This window comes from Fluviicoccus keumensis, assembly GCF_004217445.1.
In the GTDB taxonomy this organism is placed as follows: domain Bacteria; phylum Pseudomonadota; class Gammaproteobacteria; order Pseudomonadales; family Moraxellaceae; genus Fluviicoccus; species Fluviicoccus keumensis.
Window position 1 is genome coordinate 199,581 of sequence record NZ_SHKX01000013.1, and the last position, 20,941, is coordinate 220,521.

General features: G+C 64.1%; 24 protein-coding genes. 14 read left to right on the forward strand and 10 right to left on the reverse strand.

Annotation, left to right across the window (positions count from 1 at the left end):
- Positions 1–1,539, reverse strand: coding sequence for a 2,3-bisphosphoglycerate-independent phosphoglycerate mutase (gene gpmI, locus EV700_RS11800; protein WP_130414014.1), 1,539 nt, complete (start codon positions 1,537–1,539; stop codon positions 1–3).
- A gap of 208 nt (positions 1,540–1,747) precedes the next feature.
- Here gpmI and EV700_RS17235 point away from each other — a divergent pair, with 208 nt between their 5' ends.
- The 10 genes from EV700_RS17235 to EV700_RS11845 all read left to right on the forward strand — a co-directional run bounded on the left by EV700_RS17235 (position 1,748) and on the right by EV700_RS11845 (position 9,268).
- Positions 1,748–1,870, forward strand: a complete 123-nt coding sequence (locus EV700_RS17235) for a hypothetical protein (protein WP_278044912.1) — start codon at positions 1,748–1,750, stop codon at positions 1,868–1,870.
- A 179-nt stretch (positions 1,871–2,049) separates the two neighbouring features.
- Entirely contained in the window at positions 2,050–2,799 is a 750-nt protein-coding gene (locus EV700_RS11805; RefSeq protein WP_130414016.1) for a hypothetical protein, read from the forward strand.
- A gap of 2 nt (positions 2,800–2,801) precedes the next feature.
- Complete coding sequence (locus tag EV700_RS11810; RefSeq protein WP_130414018.1) at positions 2,802–3,374, forward strand: GTP-binding protein; 573 nt, start codon at positions 2,802–2,804, stop codon at positions 3,372–3,374.
- The gene (locus tag EV700_RS11815) at positions 3,374–4,786 is read left to right on the forward strand and encodes a phosphatase domain-containing putative toxin (RefSeq protein WP_130414020.1); all 1,413 of its coding nucleotides are present in this window, start codon (positions 3,374–3,376) and stop codon (positions 4,784–4,786) included. The genes EV700_RS11810 and EV700_RS11815 overlap by 1 nt, the downstream gene beginning before the upstream one ends.
- A complete protein-coding gene (locus EV700_RS11820) occupies positions 4,773–5,180 on the forward strand; it encodes a hypothetical protein (protein WP_130414022.1) in 408 nt (135 codons plus the stop codon). The genes EV700_RS11815 and EV700_RS11820 overlap by 14 nt, the downstream gene beginning before the upstream one ends.
- Positions 5,181–5,253: 73 nt before the next feature.
- On the forward strand, positions 5,254–5,646 hold the full coding sequence (locus EV700_RS11825) for a roadblock/LC7 domain-containing protein (protein ID WP_130414024.1): 393 nt from the start codon (positions 5,254–5,256) through the stop codon (positions 5,644–5,646).
- Positions 5,647–5,659: 13 nt separating this feature from the next.
- Complete coding sequence (locus EV700_RS16860; protein WP_165391452.1) at positions 5,660–6,784, forward strand: 2Fe-2S iron-sulfur cluster-binding protein; 1,125 nt, start codon at positions 5,660–5,662, stop codon at positions 6,782–6,784.
- A 2-nt stretch (positions 6,785–6,786) separates the two neighbouring features.
- Positions 6,787–7,170, forward strand: a complete 384-nt coding sequence (locus tag EV700_RS11835) for a roadblock/LC7 domain-containing protein (protein ID WP_130414026.1) — start codon at positions 6,787–6,789, stop codon at positions 7,168–7,170.
- A gap of 112 nt (positions 7,171–7,282) precedes the next feature.
- Complete coding sequence (locus tag EV700_RS11840; protein ID WP_130414028.1) at positions 7,283–8,620, forward strand: sensor histidine kinase; 1,338 nt, start codon at positions 7,283–7,285, stop codon at positions 8,618–8,620.
- Positions 8,621–8,629: 9 nt separating this feature from the next.
- Positions 8,630–9,268: a response regulator gene (locus EV700_RS11845; RefSeq protein ID WP_130414030.1), complete on the forward strand. Its 639-nt coding sequence runs from the start codon at positions 8,630–8,632 to the stop codon at positions 9,266–9,268.
- A gap of 87 nt (positions 9,269–9,355) precedes the next feature.
- Here the strand turns inward: EV700_RS11845 and EV700_RS11850 are convergent, their stop codons facing one another.
- From EV700_RS11850 to EV700_RS11860, 3 genes are all read right to left on the reverse strand, one after another.
- A complete protein-coding gene (locus EV700_RS11850) occupies positions 9,356–9,775 on the reverse strand; it encodes a hypothetical protein (RefSeq protein WP_130414032.1) in 420 nt (139 codons plus the stop codon).
- Between the two features lie 53 nt (positions 9,776–9,828).
- Positions 9,829–11,004 carry a fatty acid desaturase family protein gene (locus EV700_RS11855; protein ID WP_130414034.1) on the reverse strand — a complete coding sequence of 392 codons (1,176 nt, stop codon included), beginning with the start codon at positions 11,002–11,004 and terminating at the stop codon, positions 9,829–9,831.
- A 67-nt stretch (positions 11,005–11,071) separates the two neighbouring features.
- On the reverse strand, positions 11,072–12,139 hold the full coding sequence (locus tag EV700_RS11860) for a ferredoxin reductase (protein ID WP_165391453.1): 1,068 nt from the start codon (positions 12,137–12,139) through the stop codon (positions 11,072–11,074).
- Positions 12,140–12,425: 286 nt separating this feature from the next.
- Here EV700_RS11860 and fabR point away from each other — a divergent pair, with 286 nt between their 5' ends.
- From fabR to EV700_RS11875, 3 genes are all read left to right on the forward strand, one after another.
- On the forward strand, positions 12,426–13,103 hold the full coding sequence (gene fabR / locus EV700_RS11865; protein ID WP_130414038.1) for an HTH-type transcriptional repressor FabR: 678 nt from the start codon (positions 12,426–12,428) through the stop codon (positions 13,101–13,103).
- A 35-nt stretch (positions 13,104–13,138) separates the two neighbouring features.
- The gene (locus EV700_RS11870) at positions 13,139–13,546 is read left to right on the forward strand and encodes a hypothetical protein (RefSeq protein WP_130414040.1); all 408 of its coding nucleotides are present in this window, start codon (positions 13,139–13,141) and stop codon (positions 13,544–13,546) included.
- Positions 13,547–13,808: 262 nt separating this feature from the next.
- Positions 13,809–14,576, forward strand: coding sequence for a PA3715 family protein (locus tag EV700_RS11875; RefSeq protein WP_130414042.1), 768 nt, complete (start codon positions 13,809–13,811; stop codon positions 14,574–14,576).
- Between the two features lie 33 nt (positions 14,577–14,609).
- On the opposite strand, the gene EV700_RS11880 is transcribed toward EV700_RS11875, so the two are convergent.
- From EV700_RS11880 to EV700_RS11900, 5 genes are all read right to left on the reverse strand, one after another.
- Entirely contained in the window at positions 14,610–15,767 is a 1,158-nt protein-coding gene (locus EV700_RS11880) for a zinc-binding dehydrogenase (protein ID WP_130414044.1), read from the reverse strand.
- A gap of 90 nt (positions 15,768–15,857) precedes the next feature.
- Complete coding sequence (locus EV700_RS11885) at positions 15,858–17,267, reverse strand: linalool dehydratase/isomerase domain-containing protein (protein ID WP_130414046.1); 1,410 nt, start codon at positions 17,265–17,267, stop codon at positions 15,858–15,860.
- Positions 17,236–17,919, reverse strand: a complete 684-nt coding sequence (locus EV700_RS11890; RefSeq protein ID WP_130414048.1) for a hypothetical protein — start codon at positions 17,917–17,919, stop codon at positions 17,236–17,238. The genes EV700_RS11885 and EV700_RS11890 overlap by 32 nt, the downstream gene beginning before the upstream one ends.
- 138 nt (positions 17,920–18,057) lie before the next feature.
- Complete coding sequence (locus tag EV700_RS11895; RefSeq protein WP_207224658.1) at positions 18,058–18,846, reverse strand: SDR family NAD(P)-dependent oxidoreductase; 789 nt, start codon at positions 18,844–18,846, stop codon at positions 18,058–18,060.
- 34 nt (positions 18,847–18,880) lie between these two features.
- Positions 18,881–19,447, reverse strand: a complete 567-nt coding sequence (locus EV700_RS11900; protein WP_130414050.1) for a hypothetical protein — start codon at positions 19,445–19,447, stop codon at positions 18,881–18,883.
- A gap of 100 nt (positions 19,448–19,547) precedes the next feature.
- Between EV700_RS11900 and EV700_RS11905 the strand changes: the two genes are divergently transcribed.
- Positions 19,548–20,099, forward strand: coding sequence for a TetR/AcrR family transcriptional regulator (locus EV700_RS11905; protein ID WP_130414052.1), 552 nt, complete (start codon positions 19,548–19,550; stop codon positions 20,097–20,099).
- On the opposite strand, the gene aroE is transcribed toward EV700_RS11905, so the two are convergent.
- Entirely contained in the window at positions 20,096–20,926 is an 831-nt protein-coding gene (gene aroE / locus EV700_RS11910) for a shikimate dehydrogenase (protein WP_130414054.1), read from the reverse strand. The genes EV700_RS11905 and aroE overlap by 4 nt on opposite strands.
- Positions 20,927–20,941: the final 15 nt, after the last annotated feature.

Sequence of the window (20,941 nt, forward strand, 5' to 3'; positions counted from 1 at the left end):
TCAGGCGGTTTGCACCAGCACCTTGCCGGTCATTTCCGGCGGCACCGGCACGCCCATCAGCGTCAGCAGCGTCGGGGCGACATCGGAGAGCACGCCGCCGCCGCGAATGGTCGCCGGGCGCGTGCCGACGTACACGAACGGCACGAATTCGCAGGTATGCGCGGTATGCGGCTGATGGTTTTCATAGTCCACCATCTGCTCGACGTTGCCGTGGTCGGCGGTGATCAGCATCTCGCCGCCGGTCTCCTTCACGGCCTCGTACAGGCGGCCCAGGCAGACATCGAGCGCTTCCACCGCCTTCACCGCCGCTTCGAAGACGCCGGTATGACCGACCATGTCGCCGTTGGCGTAGTTGCAGACCAGTACATCGAACTCCCCGGACCGGATGGCGGCCACCAGCTTGTCGGTGACTTCGAAGGCGCTCATTTCCGGCTGCAGGTCGTAGGTGGCCACCTGCGGCGACGGCACCAGGATGCGCTGTTCGCCGGGATAAAGGTCTTCGCGGCCGCCGCTGAAGAAGAAGGTGACGTGCGCGTACTTTTCGGTTTCGGCGATGCGCAGCTGCGTCTTGCCCAGCGCCGCCAGGTATTCGCCCAGCGTGTTGTGCAGGCTTTCCGGCGCGTACGCGACCGGTGCCCGGATGCTGGCGGCATATTGCGTCAGCATCACCCAGTCGGCCAGCTGCGGGCGCACGGCGCGGGTGAAGCCGCTGAATTCCTCGTCGACAAAGGCGCGGGTGATTTCGCGGGCGCGGTCGGCGCGGAAATTCATGAACACCACGGCGTCACCGTCGGCGAGCACGGCGGGCGACTCGCCCTCGGCGGCAATGACGGTGGCCTTGACGAATTCATCGGTTTCGCCGACGGCATAGGCGGCGTCCAGACCGGCCATCGCCGTGGGCGCGGTGCGCACGGCCACGCCTTCGGTCAGCAGGCGGTAGGCCTGTTCGACGCGATCCCAGCGGTTGTCGCGGTCCATGGCGAAATAGCGGCCGATGATCGAGGCGACCCGGCCCTTGCCGGTGGCGCGCACGGCGGCTTCCATTTTCTGCAGCGAGGGCAGCGCGCTCTTGGGCGGCGTGTCGCGACCGTCAAGGAAGGCGTGCACATAGACGTGCTGCGCGCCGCGATCAACCGCCAGTTTCACCATGGCGTGCAGGTGGTCTTCATGGGAATGGACGCCGCCTTCGGACAGCAGGCCCAGCACGTGCACCGCCTTGCCCGCCGCCACCGCCTGGTCGACGGCGGCGGTGATCACCGGATTCCGGAAGAAGTCGCCGTCGCGGACGGCCTTGGTGATGCGGGTGAAATCCTGATAGACGATGCGGCCCGCGCCCAGGTTCATGTGCCCCACTTCCGAATTGCCCATCTGCCCGTCGGGCAGGCCCACGTCTTCCCCGGAGCCGGAGATCAGCCCGTGCGGGTTCTCGGCAAGAATGCGGTTCCAGTGCGGCGTGCGGGCGGCCTTGATGGCATTGGAATCGGAGGCTTCACGATGGCCGAAGCCGTCAAGGATGATGAGGACGTGGGGTTTACGCATGGAAGGCCGGACTCGGTGCTGCGGAAAGAGGCGGGTATTTTAACAGCACTGGCGGCGAAAGATAAGAAATGGCGGGTTTTCGCGACGACAGGCCGCCCGTCCTTTCTAGGGGAAACCCTAATAGCTGGCCCGCAACGGGCTGTCTATGATCGGACGGACGGCCTCCCGCACCGGCAAATTCCAATAACAACAATGGAGTCACCGCCTCATGTCCACCCTGCACCGTCTGCTGAAAAGCTTCAGCCACGACACCCGCCTCTTCCTGCTGGCGCTGGCCGCCGGTGACTGCCCGGAATCCTGGCGGTCGTCCGCCGATGAAAACCCGGACTGACGCTTGATCAGGTTTTTGTCAAATGTCAATCCGGAAAGACCCTACTCAGCCTAGGGTTTCCCTGCCGGGCGAACAAGGGAATCCACGAATACTCGGACAGACCGCGAGACGATATTGTTTTCCCAACGAAAATTATAAAAAGCGCCCTGGTGCGCGGTTGGGAAACGAGGATCAGTTTCATGACAAAGACGGTTCGCGTCATTGGTTGCGTGTCCAGCGAGACGCGTCAGCACCTCATCTTTCGTTCCATGATCCGGGTTCTGAATCAGGGTTCGACTGCCAACCTGAAGCACCAGTGGTCATTCAGCGAAGTCGGCCCGTATGACGTCACCATTTTTGACCTGGACGACGGCATCCATCCGGATCCGCTGCCTGCCTCCGGCGCGGAGGTTGTCGTCGCCTTCAGCACCCACCCCCACCGCCTGACCGACCGCCCTTTCAGCCTGTCGAAACCGATTCGCGGCAGTGAATTCCTGCAATTGCTGCAAGCGATCGAGGCCGCCTGTTTCGACAACCTGACCCACCCGGCAACGGCTGTCACCGCAACCGAAGCTGCGACACCCGCGCCCCGGCCCGCCGACGCGGCGATGCCGGACCCTGCGCCGCTGCTGAGCCTGCTGGCATGGCCGGACCTGCCGCAGCTGCCGGACGATCAACTGCATCATGCCGCGCGCATCTGCGCCCTGCTGGCCGTCCGCCGCTGTTCGCCCGCCACCGTCAGCCGCTTTCTGGACATTGACCCCGTCATCGTCGACCAGGTGCTGCAGGCCATCGCCGCCTGCCCGCCGGTTGACGGCGTCGAGGTCCTGCACCGGCAGCAGGACGCCGCCGAAGCCGCCAATGTCATTCCGCTGCACGAGCAGACGCCGTCGGGCAAGCCGTCCTCATTCCTGTCAAAAATCTGGAACCGCCTGAAGGGAGCCGCCTGATCATGGAATGGAGCATCCTGTTCATGGGCCCGGTTGGCGCGGGCAAGACCGAAGCGATCCGCTCGCTGTCCGATATCGACGTGCTGGATACCGATGTCGCCGCCACCGATGAAACGGCGCTGCTGAAGGAAAAGACCACTGTATCGATGGATGTGGGCGTGATGCACCTGGGCGGCGGCGACAAGCTGCGCCTGTACGGTGCGCCCGGCCAGGGACGCTTCGACTTCATGTGGGAAATCCTGATCGAGCACGCCAGGGGACTGGTGATCATGCTCAACCACGCCAATCCCGACCCCTTGCAGGACCTGGCCTTCTATACCGGCCGCCTGAAAGGGCTGCTGATGGGCAAGACGTTGCCGTTGGTAATCGGCGTCACCCACACCGACGAGCGGCCGGACACCTCGCTGGCGGTCTATCAGGACTATCTGCGCCGGAACCCCGTGCCGTTCGCGGCGGGCAAGATTCCGCTGTTCCGGGTTGACGCCCGCCGCCGCCATGACGCCAGCGCGCTGATGGTGGCGCTGGCGGCGATGCTGGAAATGCACGAGCGGCTGGCGCAGCCGGTGCGCGCCTGATGGACGCCATCCTGACGCTGGAGGGTTTCGGCCTGGCCTACAACGACCGCGTCGTGTTGCGGGCGATGGATCTGGCGGTGCCCGCGCGCGGCCTGACGGTGATCCTCGGCCCGTCCGGCACCGGCAAGTCGTCGCTGGTGCGCACCTTGGCGGGTTTCAACGACAACAACCCGGCGCTGCGCACCTGGGGCCGCGCGGAGTATCGCGGTCACGGCCCGGCCGACAAACCGGCGCTGGTAATGCAGAAGGCGGCGCTGATGGTGTCGTCGGTGCTGGAAAACCTGATCTCCGGCCTGGCCGACCGCTCGCGGCTGACCCGGCCGGAACAGCTGGGCCGCGTCACCGCCCTATGCCGCGAGCTGGATCAGGACTGGATCATCGAACGGCTTGACTGGCCGGTGGTGAAGCTGGACTTCCCCGAACAGCGGCTGGTGTCGATCCTGCGCGAAATCCTGGGCCGCCCCGCCCTGCTGATGCTGGACGAGCCGACGGCGACCATGAACGACGGCGACGCCGCGCGCGTCGGCCGCCTGATCCGCGCCGCCGCCACGCAACGGCCGGTGCTGCTGGTGTCGCACCATCTGGGGCAGGCGCGCGCGCTGGCCGAACATCTGGTGCTGATGGCCAGCGGCCAGGTACAGGAAACCGGTGACGCCACTTCTTTTTTCCGCGCCCCATGCAGCCAGGCCGGGCAGCAATTTCTGGTCAGCGGATCGTGTGCGGAGGACGCCATGGATAGCCCTGAACCTGAGGAAAGCCTGTCCTACGACAACGCCCCGGCCCGGCCGCCCGTAATCCCCGACCGCTCGCCCGTTCCCACCGCGAAAAGCCGCTTCATGGGGCCGCGCGGGTTTGTCTGGCTGATTCCGGGGCGGCTGGCGGGCACGCCCTGGCCGGGCATTGTCCATGACACCGACGACGACCTGGACGCGCTGCGCAATGTCGGCATCACCCGGTTGGTGTCGCTGACCGAAGTCCCCTTTGACCCGATCCAGGCCGGGCGCTTCGGCATCGCCTGCGCCAGCGAGCCGATTCCCGACATGCACGCGCCTTCCCTGACCCAGGCGATCGCCATCTGCCGCGACATCGACGGCTGGATCGGCGAGGGCGACGCCGTTGCCCTGCACTGCCGCGCCGGACTGGGCCGCACCGGCACGCTGCTGGCCGCCTACTGGCTGTGGAGCGGCCACGGGGAATACAGCGCGCTGCACGCCATTGAATACGTGCGGCGGCTGGAGTCGGGAATGATCCAGTCACAGGCGCAAGTCGATTTCCTCAGCGCCTTCGCCGACCTGCTGGCCAGCGGCCCCGAGGCCGCCGCGCTGCTTGCAACACCCCGAACGAGGCCGGGAGAAGCGCCTCTGACCACCCCCATAACCACAATACCTGGAGTTTCTTATGAGCAAGCTTGATGACGCCCTGCAACGCGCCATGACCAGCGTTCCCGACTGTGTCGCCGCCGGTTTTGTCGATCTCAGTTCCGGCATGGTGCTCAGCATCAAGACCGTGGATTCGCACCCGTCGGAAGTGTTCGACTTCCTCGCGGCCGCGACCACCGACCTCTTTCAGGGCCCCAACGTCGTCGCCATCGAAAACATCTTCAAAAAGGCGCGCGGCCTGCCGGAATCCACCGAGCATCACTACTTCCAGGAAATCATCGTCAACAGCGACAACCTGATCCACGTCTTCATCCGCGGCAAGAAACAGCAGCAAGTGCTGTGCTTTGTCTGCCGCAAGGGCGCCAACCTGGGCATGGTGCTGACCAAGGCCCGCGCCGGCATGCCCAGCGTAGAACAGGCGCTCTGACCGGTAAACCGGCGTAATCCCCGGCGGCCGCCCGCCGCCGGGCTTCAGGACGAAGCACACGAGGCACGCAACCATGAATCATGACAACAAGGCGGAGTTCGCCCGGAAAGCCCGTTCCATCCTGCGGCAGATGCATGCCGACGAGGAGCATATTGAAGCGTCAGCGGTCGTCTCGCGCGACGGCCTGATCGTCGCCTCGCAACTGGCGGATAGCGCCGACGCCGACCGTTTCGGCGCGATGTGCGCCTCGCTGCTGGCGCTGGCCTCGAAGGCGGCGCAGGAAGTGGAGCGCGGACAACTGCGGCAGGTGATCCTGGACGGCACCAAGGGTCCGGTGCTGCTGACCCACGCCGGACTGGTGGCGGTACTGGCGGTCGCGGCCCGCCCGAAGGCCAACCTGGGACGCCTGATCATGGAGACCCGTAACGCCGCCAACAAACTGGGTGAGATCGGCAGTGTGCTCTGACAAGAATTCCCGCGTGCTCCATTACCAGGGACACGCCGTGGTCTGCCGCGACCACGAAACCGCCCTCGACGCCCTGCTGCGCGCCGGCGCGCCGATTCCCTTTTCCTGCAAAAGCGGCATTTGCCACCGCTGCATGGTGCGCTGCATTGACGGCGACGTGCCGGAAGCCGCCCGGCGCAAGCTGCCGGAACACCAGCAGGCGCGCGGTTGCCTGCTGGCCTGCCAGTGCCGCCCCACCGGACCGATGCTGCTGGCGCCGCTGTCGGCGGAAGACAGCGTCACCCGCTGCCGTCTGGAAGCCATGAACTACTCCGGCGACAACCGCTGGCAATTGGTCTTCGATCCCTTCACCCGGCTGACCTACCGACCCGGACAACTGGCCAAGCTGATGAGCGAACGTCTGGACGGCGAGTGCACCGCCCTCTTCATCAGCGCGCCGGAGGACGAGACGCTGGTCACGGTCGAACTGGAAGACAGCACCCGCCTGCCCGAATGGCTGCGGGCAACGCCGCGCGAAGGGCTGGAATTCTGTCTGCGCGGCCCGTTGCCGGTGGAACCGGCGGAACCGGTCACGCCGCTGCCGCCCGAACCGGGCCTGTGGGATGAACTGGGCGGCGACAGCATGGTGCGGGCGGTGCTGACCACCTTCTACACCAAGGTCTACGCCGACCCGGAACTGCGGCCCTTCTTCGAGCGCGTCACCATCGACCGGATCATCGGCAAGCAGTTCGCCTTCCTCAAGGAAAGCATCCAGGACCAGCCGGTGTTCCTGGGCGAACAGCCGCGCAACTCGCACAACTGGATGGTGATTACCGACGTCCTGTTCGACCACCGCCAGAACCTGATGCTGCAAGCCATGCGTGAACACGGCATCCCTGATGACCTGATCGCCCGCTGGTCGCGTTACGAAGAACAGTTCCGGCCCGACATCGTCAAGTACAAGCCGTGGCTGAAACGGGTTGGCGACCTGCTGGTGGACACCGAGCAGTACGAAACCTGCCTGCTGGAAGAGGCGACGGTCTGTGACTATTGCGGCGACGAAATTGCCGCCAACACGATGGTGCGTTACCACAAACGCATCGGCCGACTGGGCTGCGAGGCCTGCACCGCCTCGGCTGCGGCGGATGGAGCACCCTGATCATGGCCATGTCACGCACCACCATGCTCTACATCCGCAAGGCGCTGGAACAATGCGGCGAATGCCCCGGATTCCATGGCGCGGTGCTGTCGACACCGGACGGGCTGGTGCTGGCTTCCTCGGGGAAATTCGACGCCGACGAATCTGCCGCCTGCGCTTCGGGGCTGATGGTGAATACCGCCGCCAGCCTGGGGCAGCTGGCGGCGCAAGGCCCCACGGAAATGCTGATCTGGGGCGCGGACAACACCTTGTGGAATGTCAGCTTGCTGGCGGGCGATTACATCCTGCTGGTCGCCTCGGCCGGAACGGCGGGAGCCGACCGCCTGCGCCGGACCCGGCAACGCGCGGGCGAGATGCTGAACCAGGCCTTGCGGATCCTGGTCTGAACCTTCACGCACCGGCATAAATGCGAATTTATACCCATATCACTGACATGGTTATTGCCCACGGCCCTGAAAATGGCTTTAATCCTTCTACATACCCTCCTCTGTATATTTCATGACCTGCGAACCTTTGCTGTCCCCGCTGTTCACCACCCTGGCCGCCACCGGCGACGACGGCATTCTCGTCTGTGACGGTGACGGCCGTGTGCTGTTCGCCAGCCCCGGCCGGGCCTTTGCGGCCGCTCCGGTCGCGGCGGGCGACCACATTGACCGGCTGGGACTGCCCGCGACTCCGGCCGCCATCGCCCTGCTCGATACCGGCGTGCTTTGCCCGGTCGCCGGACAGCCTTGCGACATCCGGGTCCATGCCGTCGATCTCGGGGGCGGCGTTCGTCATCACCTGCTGCGGTTACGTCCGGTGGTGGCGGACTCCGATTGGCAGGACTGGCTGGAAAGCCTGCCGGTGCCGGTCTCGCTGCGTGATGCCGAAGGATGCTTTGTCTGGGCCAACCAACGCTTCACCCGCCAGTTCGCTCCCGCCGGAAGCTGCGTGGTCGGCAAGCCTGTCAGCGACGTCCTGTGCCCGGAGGACGCGCAAAAGACCCTGGAGGCGGACCGCTACGCGCTGGCCATGGACCAGGGCGTCATCTTCGAATACATCTGCAGCGACCGCTTCTGCGCCACCGGGCACTATATGGTGATGCAATGCCCCTGCACCCTGCCGGACGGCACGCGGGCGGTGTTCTCCGTCGCCGAGGAAATGGAACGGCTGCGCACCGACATGCCCAGCTTCCAGGAAACCGAAATCCGCTACCGACGGCTGGCGCGGCACCTGCTGACCTATCTCGACAATCACCACGCCTCGCTGGCGCGGGAGCTGCACGACGTGCTGGGCCAGACCCTGATCGGACTGAAGCTGGCCATCCACAACCGGCTGGGCAACCGCGACCTGACGCAGGGCCTGGGCGAAGCCATGCAATACTGGATGGTGCTGCTGGATGAATGCATCGATTTCGTGCGCAATTTTTCCGGCAGTCTGCATCCCCGCCATTTGCAGGAATTCGGTCTGAAACGGGCGTTGCGCGCCTGGTTGCAGCAGATCGCCAATCATTCGGCGCTGGACATGCGCGTCCGCATCGACGAAGCACTGCCCGCACTCACCCCGGAGATCAAGCACGCCTGTCTGCGCATCGCCCAGGAAGCCGTCACCAACTGCCTGCGCCACGCCAAGGCCTCGCGGCTGGAAGTGACGCTGGAGCACAACGACGGCCTGATGACGTTGACCGTGCGCGACAACGGTCGCGGCTTTTGCCCGCAGGAATCCCGCGAACACGACGCCGGGCTGGGCACCATCAGCATGCGGGAACGCGCTTACCTGTCCGGCGGCAAACTCAATATCGCCTCCGCCCCCGGCGAGGGCACGACCATTACGGCCATCTGGCCCCTAGCCTGAGACAATTTCATGGTCAACATCCTGCTCGTCGACGACCACCAACTGGTGCGCAAGGGATTAAAAGCCCTGTTGGAAAGCCATGAGGGTTATCAGGTCATTGCCGAGGCCAGCAATGGCCGCGACGCCCTGCTGCTGATTGACAGCCTTCGGCCCGATCTGGTGCTGCTGGACATCATGATGCCGGAGAAGAACGGCCTGGAAGTTGCCGCCGAGATCGTGCGGCGGCCCTGCGCGCCGAAGATACTGCTGCTGACGATGTGCCATATCGCCGAGTACATAAGCGAGGCGCTGAAGCTTGGCATCCAGGGCTATGTGGTGAAGGACGCCGCCCCCACCGAGTTGTTCAACGCCATCGACACCATCATGCGCGACGAGATCTATCTCAGCCCGTCCGTCTCGAAACAGATCATGACCCTGCTGCAAAAACGCAACGAGAAGGAAACCGTGGTCAACAACCTGACCGGACGTCAGGTGCAGATACTGAAGCTGATTGCACTGGGCTACTCCAGCAAGGCGATGGCGGACGAGTTGAGCCTGTCGGTGAAGACGATTGAGGCGCACCGCAGCCAGCTGATGCAGCGGCTGGGCATCCGTGAAGTCGCCAGTCTGGTGCGTTACGCCATGCGGGTGGGGTTGATCGAGGAATAAAAAAGCCACCCTGCCGTCTGCCGGACAGGGTGGCTGAAAATCCGGGACCGGCGGTAGAGGGGGAAGCCGGCTCCGGAATACGGTAAATCAGGCAACCGGCTTCTGTTCCACCGGCGCGGCATCCGCCACCCGCACCTGCGGTTCGACGGCGGTCGACGATTCAATCACCTTCGCACGACCGGCGCGCTCCAGCTCTTCCAGCTCCGCGGCCTCGCGGATGTTCTGCTGGATGATCAGCTGGTCATCCACGGCCTCGAAGGCCTGGCTGGCCAGATCGCCGATTTCCTGGTTGACGCGGCGGATGGCCTCGTAAACGTGGCCGATGCTCTTGTTCCACATCTCGTCGCGCTTGTCGCTGTCCACATCCAGCAAGCCGTTCTTTTCCAGCACCGACAGCGGCAGGTCGACAATGCGCTTGTGGATCTGCTCGACGGTGGTCGCTCCCTGATCGATGGCGTCCTGCACCAGATCCTTCAGGGCTTCCAGGCGGGTCAAGGTTTTGTTCATGATGGTTTCTCCGGTTCCAAAGCCGAAAGCCCCCGGTAACGGGGGCCGTGAGATCAGGCCGCAACCGCCTCGCGCGTTTTGCGGCGTGCCGGCTTTGACACTGGCACGACGTCGGCCAGGCGCGCAACCGCTGTTTCGGCGGAAGCTTCGACTTTCCGACCAAAGTTCGGCAGCGCGCCCTTGAAGATGCGGCCGACAACGGTGGAGAACTGCTTGGCGAAGGAGCCGGTGTTGTAATGCTGGCCGTACTTCTCGCAAATCTCGCGCACCTTCACCGACATTTCGGCGTAACGCATGCCGGGGATGTCCGGGAACATGTGGTGCTCGATCTGGTGGCTGAGGTTGCCGCTCATGATGTGCATGATCGGGCCGCCGCTCAGGTTGCTGGAACCGCGCAGCTGGCGCAGGTACCAGTGGCCGCGGGTTTCGTTCTCCAGCACTTCCTTGGGGAACATCTCGGCATCTTCGGTGAAGTGGCCGCAGAAGATGATGCCGAACGCCCACAGGTTGCGGATGATGTTGGCGGTGAAGTTACCGGCGATGACCGGCAGGAACATCGGACCGGCGATCAGCGGGAAGAACACGTAGTCCTTGGCGAACTGCTTGCGCATCTTGGCGAAGATCGGCGGCAACTGCTTGCGGACGTCCGCCCAGGTCTTCTCACCGGCCTGCACCTTCTCCAGTTCCAGCGATTGCAGCGCCAGCGTCCATTCGAAGGTCACCGCCAGGAAACCGGCCATGATCGGGTTCAGCAGGAAGCGCGGCTCCCACTTCTGTTCCGGGAAAATGCGCAGCACGCCGTAGCCGATGTCGTGGTCGACGCCGTCGACATTGGTGTAGGTGTGGTGCATGTAGTTGTGGGTGTGACGCCAGTTGTCAGCGGTGCAGACGGTGTCCCACTCGTAGGTGCTGCCGCGCAGGCTGGGTTCGTTCATCCAGTCATACTGGCCGTGCATCACGTTGTGGCCCAGCTCCATGTTCTCGACAATCTTGGAGACGCCAAGGGTGGCGGTGGCGGCCAGCCAGACCGGGGGCAACCAGCCCAGGGTCATCAGCGCGGCGCGGCTGCCGATTTCGCTGTAGCGCACAAAGTTGCGGATCTTGTAGATGTAGTCGGCGTCTTCCTTGCCCAGCTTCGCAATCGTTTCCTTGCGCAGCGCGTCGAGTTCCGCGCCAAAGGCCTGGATTTCGTCGTAGCTCAGTTCACGGCTTTTGCTGATGGTGCCCATGGTGTCTTCCTCGGTGTTCAATTAGGTTTCAAGTCCCTCCCCGCCGGTGCGGGGAGGGTTATTCAATTCAGATATCGAGCACCACGGCGCTCAGCGGCTCGGTGACGCAGATGCGGACCTGGGTGTTGGGGCTGCTGTCGATGGCGCCGGTCACCTTGTCGCGCACCACGCCGGAAACCTTGGTGCAGCTGCACTGCTTGCAGACACCCATGCGGCAACCGTAGGCGGGACGGGCGCCACCGGCTTCGGCGCTTTCCAGCAGCGTGGCCTTGGTGTGCAGCATGGCCTGCTGGCTGCGGCGCAGCGTGATCGGCATGGCGTTGCCGACCGCGTCGCTGTCCAGGCCCACCGGGCCGAACAATTCCTGCTTCAGCTGGGCGCTGATGCCCTTGGCGGCCCACAGGTCGGCGGCGGCTTTCATCAGGCCTTGCGGGCCGCAGATGAAGGCGGAGCGCTCGGCATAATCGGCGCAGACGTTGGTCAATTGCGCTTCGCTGAACTTGCCGCCTTCACCGGCGCTGAACAGCGCGTAGTTCAGTTTCAGGCCGGGATGCTGCACCGCCAGTTCCACCATTTCCTTGGCGAAGGCCAGATCCTTTTCGCTGTTGGCGTAGTAGACCACCGCGATGTCCAGCGCCGGCTTCTGCTTCAGGGCTTCGACCAGGATGCTGTAGATGGGGGTGACGCCGCTGCCGCCGGCAATCAGCAACAGCTTGGCGGGCAGGGTTTGCGGCAGGACGAACTCACCGGAAGCGTCACCCAGCTCGATCACGTCGCCGACTTGCAGGTGGTCATGCAGCCAGTTCGACACCTTGCCGTTGGGCTGGCGCTTGACGCCGATTTCCAGCAGGCCGTCGGTCGGCTCGCTCACCAGGCTGTAGCAGCGCTCGTGGAAGATGCCGTCGATCTGGACGCGCACCGGCATGAACTGGCCGGCGACAAAGCCTTTCCAGTTGGCGTTCGGGCGGAACACGAAGCGCTTGATGTCCGGGGTTTCCTGCGAGATCGAGACCACTTCCGCCAGCACGCGGTTGACGGCCAGCATCGGGTCGACATGCGAGAACACGAAATCCAGCCAGTCTTCACGAACGAATTTACCGGCGAGCTTCTTGGCGATGGGGTTGAAAGTGGTCATGGTCAGGCTCCTGTGTGCCTTGGTGAACGTCTGTACACTCATAATAGCGGTTTCTTGATTTGAGTCAACACGTGTTCACTAAATTTTTCCGCCATTCGTCGCCTTCACTTACGCGTGTTGCACGCGCGAATAGCAACTTGTTGTTTATTATTTGATTTTTAAAATTATCATGAATCATTCCGGCGAGAAGCCACGTGTACACCAGTGACCACCTGTCGGCTGACCGCTCCGTTCACCCTTCCCGCCTCCCCAAAAACCGACTTTTTTGCTAGGATATGGTGAACAATTGTTAGCTCATTTGACGACCATGACCGCTCGTGACGAACGCAAGCAGCAAACCCGGCAGTCGTTGCTGGAAGCCACCCTCAAGCTGATGAAGGAAGGCCGCGGCTTTGTCAGCATCAGCCTGCGCGAAGTGACCCGCGAGGCCGGGGTGGTGCCGACCGCCTTCTATCGCCATTTCCGCGACATGGACGAACTGGGGCTGGCGCTGGTGGATGATGTGTCACTGAGCTTGCGCAAGATGCTGCGCGACGAACGGGTGAAGGCGAAGGGCGCGGGGCATATCGCCCTGCAAAGCTCGGTGATGATGTTCCTGCTCTATGTGCGGCAGGAGGCGCAAAGCTTTGAATTCCTGGTGCGCGAGCGCATGGGCGGCTCGACCAAGGTGCGCGAGGCGATCCAGCGCGAGGTGCGGCATTTTGTCACCGACCTGGCCAACGATTTCCGTATGTTCCCGGAGATGCAGAACCTGCCCAGCGACGACCTGGAAATGATCGCCGACCTGGTGATCAACACCGCCATCAACTGGTGCGGCGAGATCCTGGCGCTGACCTCGGACCAGGTGCGGCTGCAATACGAGCTGAGCATGCGCGCGGTGAAGCAGTTGCGGCTGATTTTTGTCGGGGCGAGCCACTGGAAGGTGGAACAAGGGGCGGCGGAGAAGACGGCGGCGGCCGTATAATAAGAACTGACTTCCCTGATTGCCGGATGCGATTCATGACTCACGTCACCCGTCTTTGCTGCGCCCTGCTCGCCCTTATCCTGTCACCGGCGGTGGTTGCCGGTCCGGCGGTCTCCCCGAAAGTGAAACCCCTGATGGCCAACACCGTCGGCCCGGCCTCGGAAGCGGTGTTCGCGGTAGCGCGGGCGGCTCCCGCCGATGATGAGGCTTGGCTGGCTGTTGAAAAGCATGCCCTGACGCTGGTCAGCGCGGGCAAGACACTAAAGAAGCTGACGCCCGCCGCCGATGCGGTATGGCGGCGACAGGCGGGATTGTTGATGGAGAACGCCACTGCTGCGGCCAAGGCAGCCAAGGCTCGCGATGCCGCCGGACTGAACGCCGCCAGCGAGGCGGGGTTCAATACCTGTGCGGGCTGTCACCAGACACATCCGGTGAATCCGTGAGAAACCCGGAGGCCATCGCCCAGGCTGTCTAAGCAAACGCTGGATATACTTATTCTATAACGTATATCTTGCAGGGCATCTGACATGCACGTGTCGCGGCGGGACATCAGGATTCGCCCGCCCGCCGGGGTGGACGAACGGCTGACGCGACTATGCCAATTCCTACATAAGCCTCCTGTTGATTATCATTTCGACCGGAATGAGCCCAATGACCGTAGAGCCTTCACTCCATGACCCTGCTGGATCGAACAGGACGTGAACCATGAAAAACTTGCTGACCATTCCCATCATTCTATTCGCTAATTTCTGCATCAAGGCATACGGTCTAGAAGTCGATCAGACTTGTAATACTGAAATATCCGGCATTATCGAAGATACCCTGAATATTAATATTCGTCCCGACACGGGCAATGTAATTTCCTCCGCCTGTAAGGCATATCCGGATATACCGGATTTAATGATTGCCACCTATTTCAGAGATGAACCAGATAAAAAAGGCAATCCTGTTCAAGATCAAAAACGTTATGAAATCCTGTTGGTCAACTTGCACTCCAAGGCCATCACCTCCCATTTCAGCCAAGTGATTGAGGAAGATGCCGCCATTGGTATCCATGAGAACAGCTTATGGATTGATACCGCGCCCTACCGCTTGAGCAATCAGTTGCGCGCCTTCGGCATCCTCAAGCATATAGGGGTAAACAGCTCGCATTGCGCGGAGGGCAGGGAGAACGATTACCTGGATCTTTTCACTTCCGATGGTGCCAAACTGCACAAGGTATTAGCCGATTTTCCCCTGTCATTTCGGCTAACCAAGCTGGACTCCTCATGCGAAATTGTTGGAGAGAAGGAAGCCCACCGGTCTATCCGCATCGGGAAGAAACAGGCAAACGGTTATCACGACCTGATTATCTCGACTCGCGTTTCGCCCTCGAAGAAAACAGCCTATACACAAACGCTGCATTACAACGGTGCTCAATATGAAACCACCGTTTCAGAAAAAAAATGGCTGGATTGGTGGTGGAAGCATTAACTGGCCGGACTTTCAAGCGCCCGGCCCTACAACTCAAGCCACTTCACTCACCGCCGACGCCGGATCAATCAGTATCTTGGCGTGCCCGCCCGCCTGCCCCAGCGCCGTGAACGCGGCATCCACCCCGCCCAGCCCGACGGTGGCGGTCACCAGCGGCGAGGCGTCCACCTCGCCTTCGGCCAGCATGTGCAGCGCCTGCCGGAATTCCAGCGGCGTGTAGCCCAGCGCGAACCGGATATCCAGTTCCTTGTTGATGCCGACCGCCGGTTCGATGGTGTCCGGCTGCATGCAGACGCCGACCACCACCACGCGGGTGAACATCGGCGCGCCGTCGATGATCGACTGCAGGATGCCCGGCGCACCCACGCACTCGAACACCACCGGATGCTTGCGGCCGACGATGCGCTCGCCTGCCGCCCACAACGGCCACCACGGCACCGGCAGCAGGTCCAGTTTCTCCTTGGTGCCGACCGCCAGTTCGAACAGGTCCTGCGCGTCGTGGATGAAGCCGGACTTGCGGCGGCTGGTGAACGGGGATTCCTGGGAGGGGTCGATGATGCGCGTAGCGCCGCAACGCTCGGCCATGGCGCGGCGCACCGGTGAAAAGTCGCTGGCGACAATCTCGCGCACACCGCGCGCCTTCAGCAGGCAGATGATGGCCAGCCCGACCGGGCCGCAGCCGATGACAATGGCGACATCGCTGCTTTTCACTTCCCCGCGCAGCACGGCGTGCCAGGCCACCGCCAGCGGCTCGGTCAGCGCGGCGTCCACCGGCGACAGGCCGTTGGGAATGGCCATCGCCAGCGAAGCTTCCACCAGCGTGCGTTCGGCATAGGCGCCGGGGGTGTACGCCGACAGCCCGACCAGGTCGATTTCCTTGCCGCGCCGCAGCATCGGCACCGCCACGATCGGCGTGCCGGGTTTCAGCGAGGTGCGGGTGCGCGGGCCGGTGTCCAGCACCTCGGCGCTGAATTCATGGCCGAACACGACTTCCTGCGACGAGCTTTGCAGCGCGGTATAGCCGCTGCGCACCATCAGCTTGCCCCAGTGGTCGCAGTGCTGGCGCACATGCAGGTCGCTGCCGCAGATGCCGCAACGGATCACTTTCACCAGCAACTGGCCCTTGGCGGGCACCGGCTCGGGCCGCTCCGCCACCGACAGCACCTTGTCCTTGCACACGACCGCTTTCATGACGCTCTCCGGAATTCAGTTCACCGGATTAAACGTCTTTCCCGGCGCACAGTGCAAGGACCGGAATTCACGCCCTGCCTGTCACCAGAGCTACTCGGCCGTCACCCTGACCACGCTCCGGTCCTGCAAGTCGACCGCCAGCAAGGCCTTGCCGTCCGGCCCCGCCACCAGCCGTTCCACGCACGCCCCTTCCACCCGGTACGTCCGCCCAGGCTGCAGGCGGCCCAGCGCCAGAGTCGTCCGCTGCGGCCCTTCCCCGGCGCGCAGCACCAGCTCCAGCCCGGAGCCGTCGCTGACCGCCCGCGCCACCAGCACCGCCGGATATGCCGCTTCGGTCAGCAGCGGACCCTGCCGCCACGCCTCGGGAATGTTGCCGTTGACCAGGTCGCTCATGCCCTGCGCCCGGCCGAAGCGCGCCATGGCGTAGATGCCGTTGCCCATCACCGAGATGCCGTGGAAACGGCGCGCGCCGCCCTTCCAGGTCACTTCCTTCAGTTCCTCCAGCGAGCGCTGGAAGGCCAGCGCCACGTCCTCATCGCCCATCTCGCGGGCGGTGTGGGTGAGCATGGCGCGGGTGAAGGTGTCACCGCGCGCCAGGTTGTAGTTGCCGAAGTCGATGCGGTCCCACAACTGCCCCTTCAACTGCGGATGCTTGTGATCGAAGTGGATGTGGCAGTCGCGCACCACATGCCAGGTGTCGCGCGCCAGCTCGGGCATGGCCGGGCTCAGCCAGAAGGCCATCACCGCGTCGTAGGCGATCGAGGTCGGCAGGATGGGAATCTTCGTGTTCTCCACCCGGCCCGCCACAAAACGGCCGTCGGTGCGCAGCCAGCCGTCACGGTCATAGACCTCGCGCACCCGCTGCACCAGGTCGCCGGTCATGGCGGTGCCATGCAGGCGGTCGTGCATGATCAGCGAGTTGAAGGCGAAGGTGTTGCACATCGGGTAGATCAGGTGCGGTTCGCAGGGGTACTGCGGGCTGTCCGGGCGCACGCGCATGTTGAATTCGATGGCCCCGGCCAGCCGCCCGAAATCGTATTCGTAACGCTGCCGGTCATTCCAGCACAGCGTCAGCGCGCCGGGTTCGCTGAAACGGCGGTCGTCGTTCAGCGTTTCATAGAGGCCGACCATCACCCCGAAATAGGCCGAATACATGACATTGTTGAGCGCGATCGGGTCCGGGTTCCAGCGGCCGTAGCCGACCAGGTTTTCATAGGCCCAGTAGCGCCACACCTTGCGGTCGCACATCTTCAGGATGACGTTGCGCTGCGCTTCCGCCAGATAGCCGGTGAAGGCCGGGGTGCGCGTCAGCTGCGACAGCGCCAGCGCATAGCTGAGGCTGTTCAGCTGGTAGCGCAGCGCCGAGCCGCCCAGCTGCTCGATGTGGTCATAGCCCTCCCACTGGTCCAGCGGCTGCAGCGACAGGTCCAGCAGGTAACGCATGATGCCGAGGTCATCATCGGAGGCTTCAACCACGGGCGGCAGGGAGGCGTTTGTCATCGGCTTGGTCTTCCAGGGGCAGGGGTTGCAGGGCGGGTTCGGGCTGGACAGCCCAGACGGTGAGCAGTCCGGCGGCCAGCGCCAGCAGGCCGCCGCCGTGGAACAGCAGTTGCGGGTCGAGGGCGAGGCGCAGGTGCTGGTGGTCGTGATGCGGATGCGGGCGACCGGCGAGCACAACGTCCTGGCCCTGCATCACGAACAGGTCGAAGAGGTGCATGTCGGCGACGCCCAGCACCACCCAGACCAGACCGGTGAAATAGAGGGTGGCGGCCACGGGATGGGCAATCCCGTTCCCGGTGTCGGCGGGACGGGGCCGCAGCAGCCACAGCGCCGCCGCGCCATAGACCAGCGTGCGCAGCAGCCAGTCACCGCTATCGGCGATGCTGACGATGAAGCCCGCCTGCACCAGCAGGAACACGGCCGCGAGATAGACGCCGAGGCCGATCAGCAGGCCGCCGTCCGGGGTGCGGTAAAGCGGCAGCGGCGGCGCGACCGGCGCGGGAACCGGCAGCGGCAATGGCATCTGCCCCGGCTCGCTGCGACGGGCGACGGGGGCGAACAGCACCGGCGGCTGCGCCTTACGAAAGGTCAGGCGCAGCCACAGCCAGCGCAGGAGGGTGATGAACAGGCCAAGGGCGACGCAGCAGGCCATGATCCGGCTCCGGGCGGGTGAGGGACGGCAACGGCCGGATCACCCGTCGGCGGGGTCGGCCTGTCTTTAAACAGTGTTGCCGACGCCGGGCGGAATGCAAATGGGAGAGTCGGCCAATCCGTGGCCGTTTGCCACACCTTACTTGAAGGGATTGAAGGTCTTGCCGAGCACGTAGCGCAGCGATTCCGGCACCGGACGCATGCTGGCGGCAATGGCCTTGTTGACCATGCCCGGCACGCAGACCGGCTTGCCCTTCATCACCGCCTCATAGCCTTCCTTCACCACGTCTTCCGGCTGCTGCCACAGGAAATCGGGGAATTTGTTGGTGGTGTCGCGGGTGCCCATGACATCGTGGAACTCGCTCCAGGTGAAGCCGGGGCACAGCGCGGTAACGTGCACGCCGTGCGGCTTCAGCTCCATGTCCAGCGACTCGGACACGTTCAGCACATAGCTCTTGATGGCGGTGTAAAGCAGGCTCTCGCCGGGCGGGGAAAAGGCGGCCAGCGACGACAGGTTGATGATGCGGCCCCAGCCCCGCGCCTTCATGCCCGGCGCGACGCGGCGCGCCAGCTCGGTGACGGCGGTGATCATCAGCTGGATTTCCCCGGCCAGTTCCTGCCACGGCGCATCGACGAACTTGCTCTTGCCCGACAGCCCGGCGTTGTTGACCAGGAAATCGATGGTCATGCCCAGCTGTTCCTCGGCATGCTCGATGATGGCCTGCGGCGCGGCGGGGTCGGTCAGGTCGGCGGCGAAAACCTCGCAGCGGATGCCGTGCGCGGCGGACAACTCGGCGGCCAGCGCGCTGAGGCGCTCGGCGCGGCGGGCCACCAGCAGCAGGTCGTAGCCTTCGGCGGCCAGGTGGCGGGCAAAAGTGGCGCCGATGCCGGCGGAAGCGCCGGTGATGAGGGCGGTGCGGTTGGACATGGTCAACTCCTGGGACGGATGGGACAACGGGGATTCAGCGCAGACCGGGCACTTCCTGCGCCAGGGAAAAGGATCGCGAGCGGCCGATGTCGCCACGATACGGCGCAGCGGGGCCGGTCAGCAAGAACGGCAGCGGCTTTTGGCGCTGGCGGTCGCTAAACCCCCAGGTGCCGATACCCAGATAAACGCCCTCCCCGGCGCGCCGCACTTCATCCACCATGTGGATGTCGCCGCACAGCGAATGAAAGGCGCGGTAGACCAGCGTGTAGGCCGGGCGGCCGTCATAGCGCGACGGGGCGATCAGCGTCTGCATGGGGAAGCGCTGCACGACCCGACCGGCATGGCGGAAGCTGTTGTAGCCGCGCCCTTCGCTTTCATTGACCGGGCGGAAGGCCTTGCACAGCCAGCGGCCGGGCAGCAGCGGATTGTTGACGGCGAGACGGCCGCCGATCTCGTCCGGCCAGGACGGCTGCCGCAGCAGTTCGGCGGCGTATTCCCCGTGCATCTCGGCCAGGGACGGCGCGGGCAGGGTCTGGAAAACCGCCAGCAGCTCGGCGGTGGTCATGCGGCGCAGGCTTTCCGGGGTGAACGAAGTCAGCATGGGCGGGATTCCGTATATCTTGATTGCCATTCAAGATTGAAAGACTAGCATATCTTGAATACAATTCAAGAACCATCCATCCCTTTTCCGGAATTTCTTCATGGCCCGCAACAAGCGCGATATCGACCGTCAGTCCAAGCAGGACGAGATCGTGGCCGTGGCCCGGCGGCTGTTTCTGCAGGAAGGCTACGAGGCGGCGTCGATGGCGCGGGTGGCGCGGGAAGCCGGGGTGGCGGCCAACACGCTCTACTGGTATTTCGCGGATAAGGATGCGCTGCTGATTGCCGTGCTGAACGGGCTGGTGCTGGATGGGGTGGCCGCCCATGCCGGGCTGCAGGCGTTGCCCATGAAGCAACAGTTGATCTGGCTGATCGCGCAATTCGAACAGGCGCACCGGTTGGTCATGACGGTACATGCGCGGCTGGAAAACTCGCCCGCGCTGCGGGAATGGCACGACGGCTTTCACCGCCTGGTGGAAGGACTGGTGGTGGCGCAACTGACGGCGCGGGGGATGACGGCGGAAGAGGCGCGGGTCACGGCCACGGCCGGCACCTTTGTGGTGGAAGGCCTGCTGTCGCACCCGCAATCGCCCCGGCAGCGCGAGCAGGTGCTGGACTGGCTGGTCCGGCGGGCGCCGGGTGACGGCTCTTAGCCCTTCGCCACCAGCTCCCGCAGCATCGCCAGCACCGGCGCCGTCTCCGGGCGCACATGCCGCCAGATGTAGAAGCTTTCCGCCGCCTGCTCCGCCAGCATGCCCAGCCCGTCGCTGACCCGCGCCGCGCCCTGCCCGCGCGCCCAGGCCATGAACGGCAGTTCGCCCTTGCCGTAGGCCATATCATAAGCGCAGGCCCCGTCAGCCAGGATACCGGCGGGCAGCGGCGGCAGCTCGCCGCTGAGCGAGGCGGAGGAGCCGTTGATGAGGATGTCGACGCTGCCCGGCTCCAGATCTTCGTAGCGGACTGCCGCGACATCGCCCTCGCCCTTGAACAATGCCGCCAGCGTTTCAGCCTTCTCGGGCGTGCGGTTGACGATACGCAGCGAGGCAATGCCCGCCGCCAGCAACGGTCCCATCACCCCGCGCACCGCGCCGCCCGCGCCGATGATCAGCACCCGCTTTCCTGCCAGCGTCCAGCCGTGGTTTTGCGTCATGTCGCGGACGATGCCGACGCCGTCGGTGTTGTCGCCGTAGATGCGGTCGTCCTTGCCGCGCATCAGGGTGTTGACGGCTCCGGCCTGTTGGGCGCGTTTGGACAACACGTCGCAAAGGGCGTAGGCCTGTTCCTTGAACGGCAGGGTGACGTTGAGGCCGCGGCCGCCGGCGGCGAAGAAATCGCGGACGAAGGGGGTGAAGGTGTCCAGCGGGCCGAGCAGGGCTTCGTAGCTCAGGTCCTGGCCGGTCTGGTCGGCGAAGGCGCGGTGGATGAGCGGGGAGCGGCTGTGGGCGATGGGGTTGCCGATGACGGCGTAGCGGTCGGTCATGAGGGGAATTCGGTT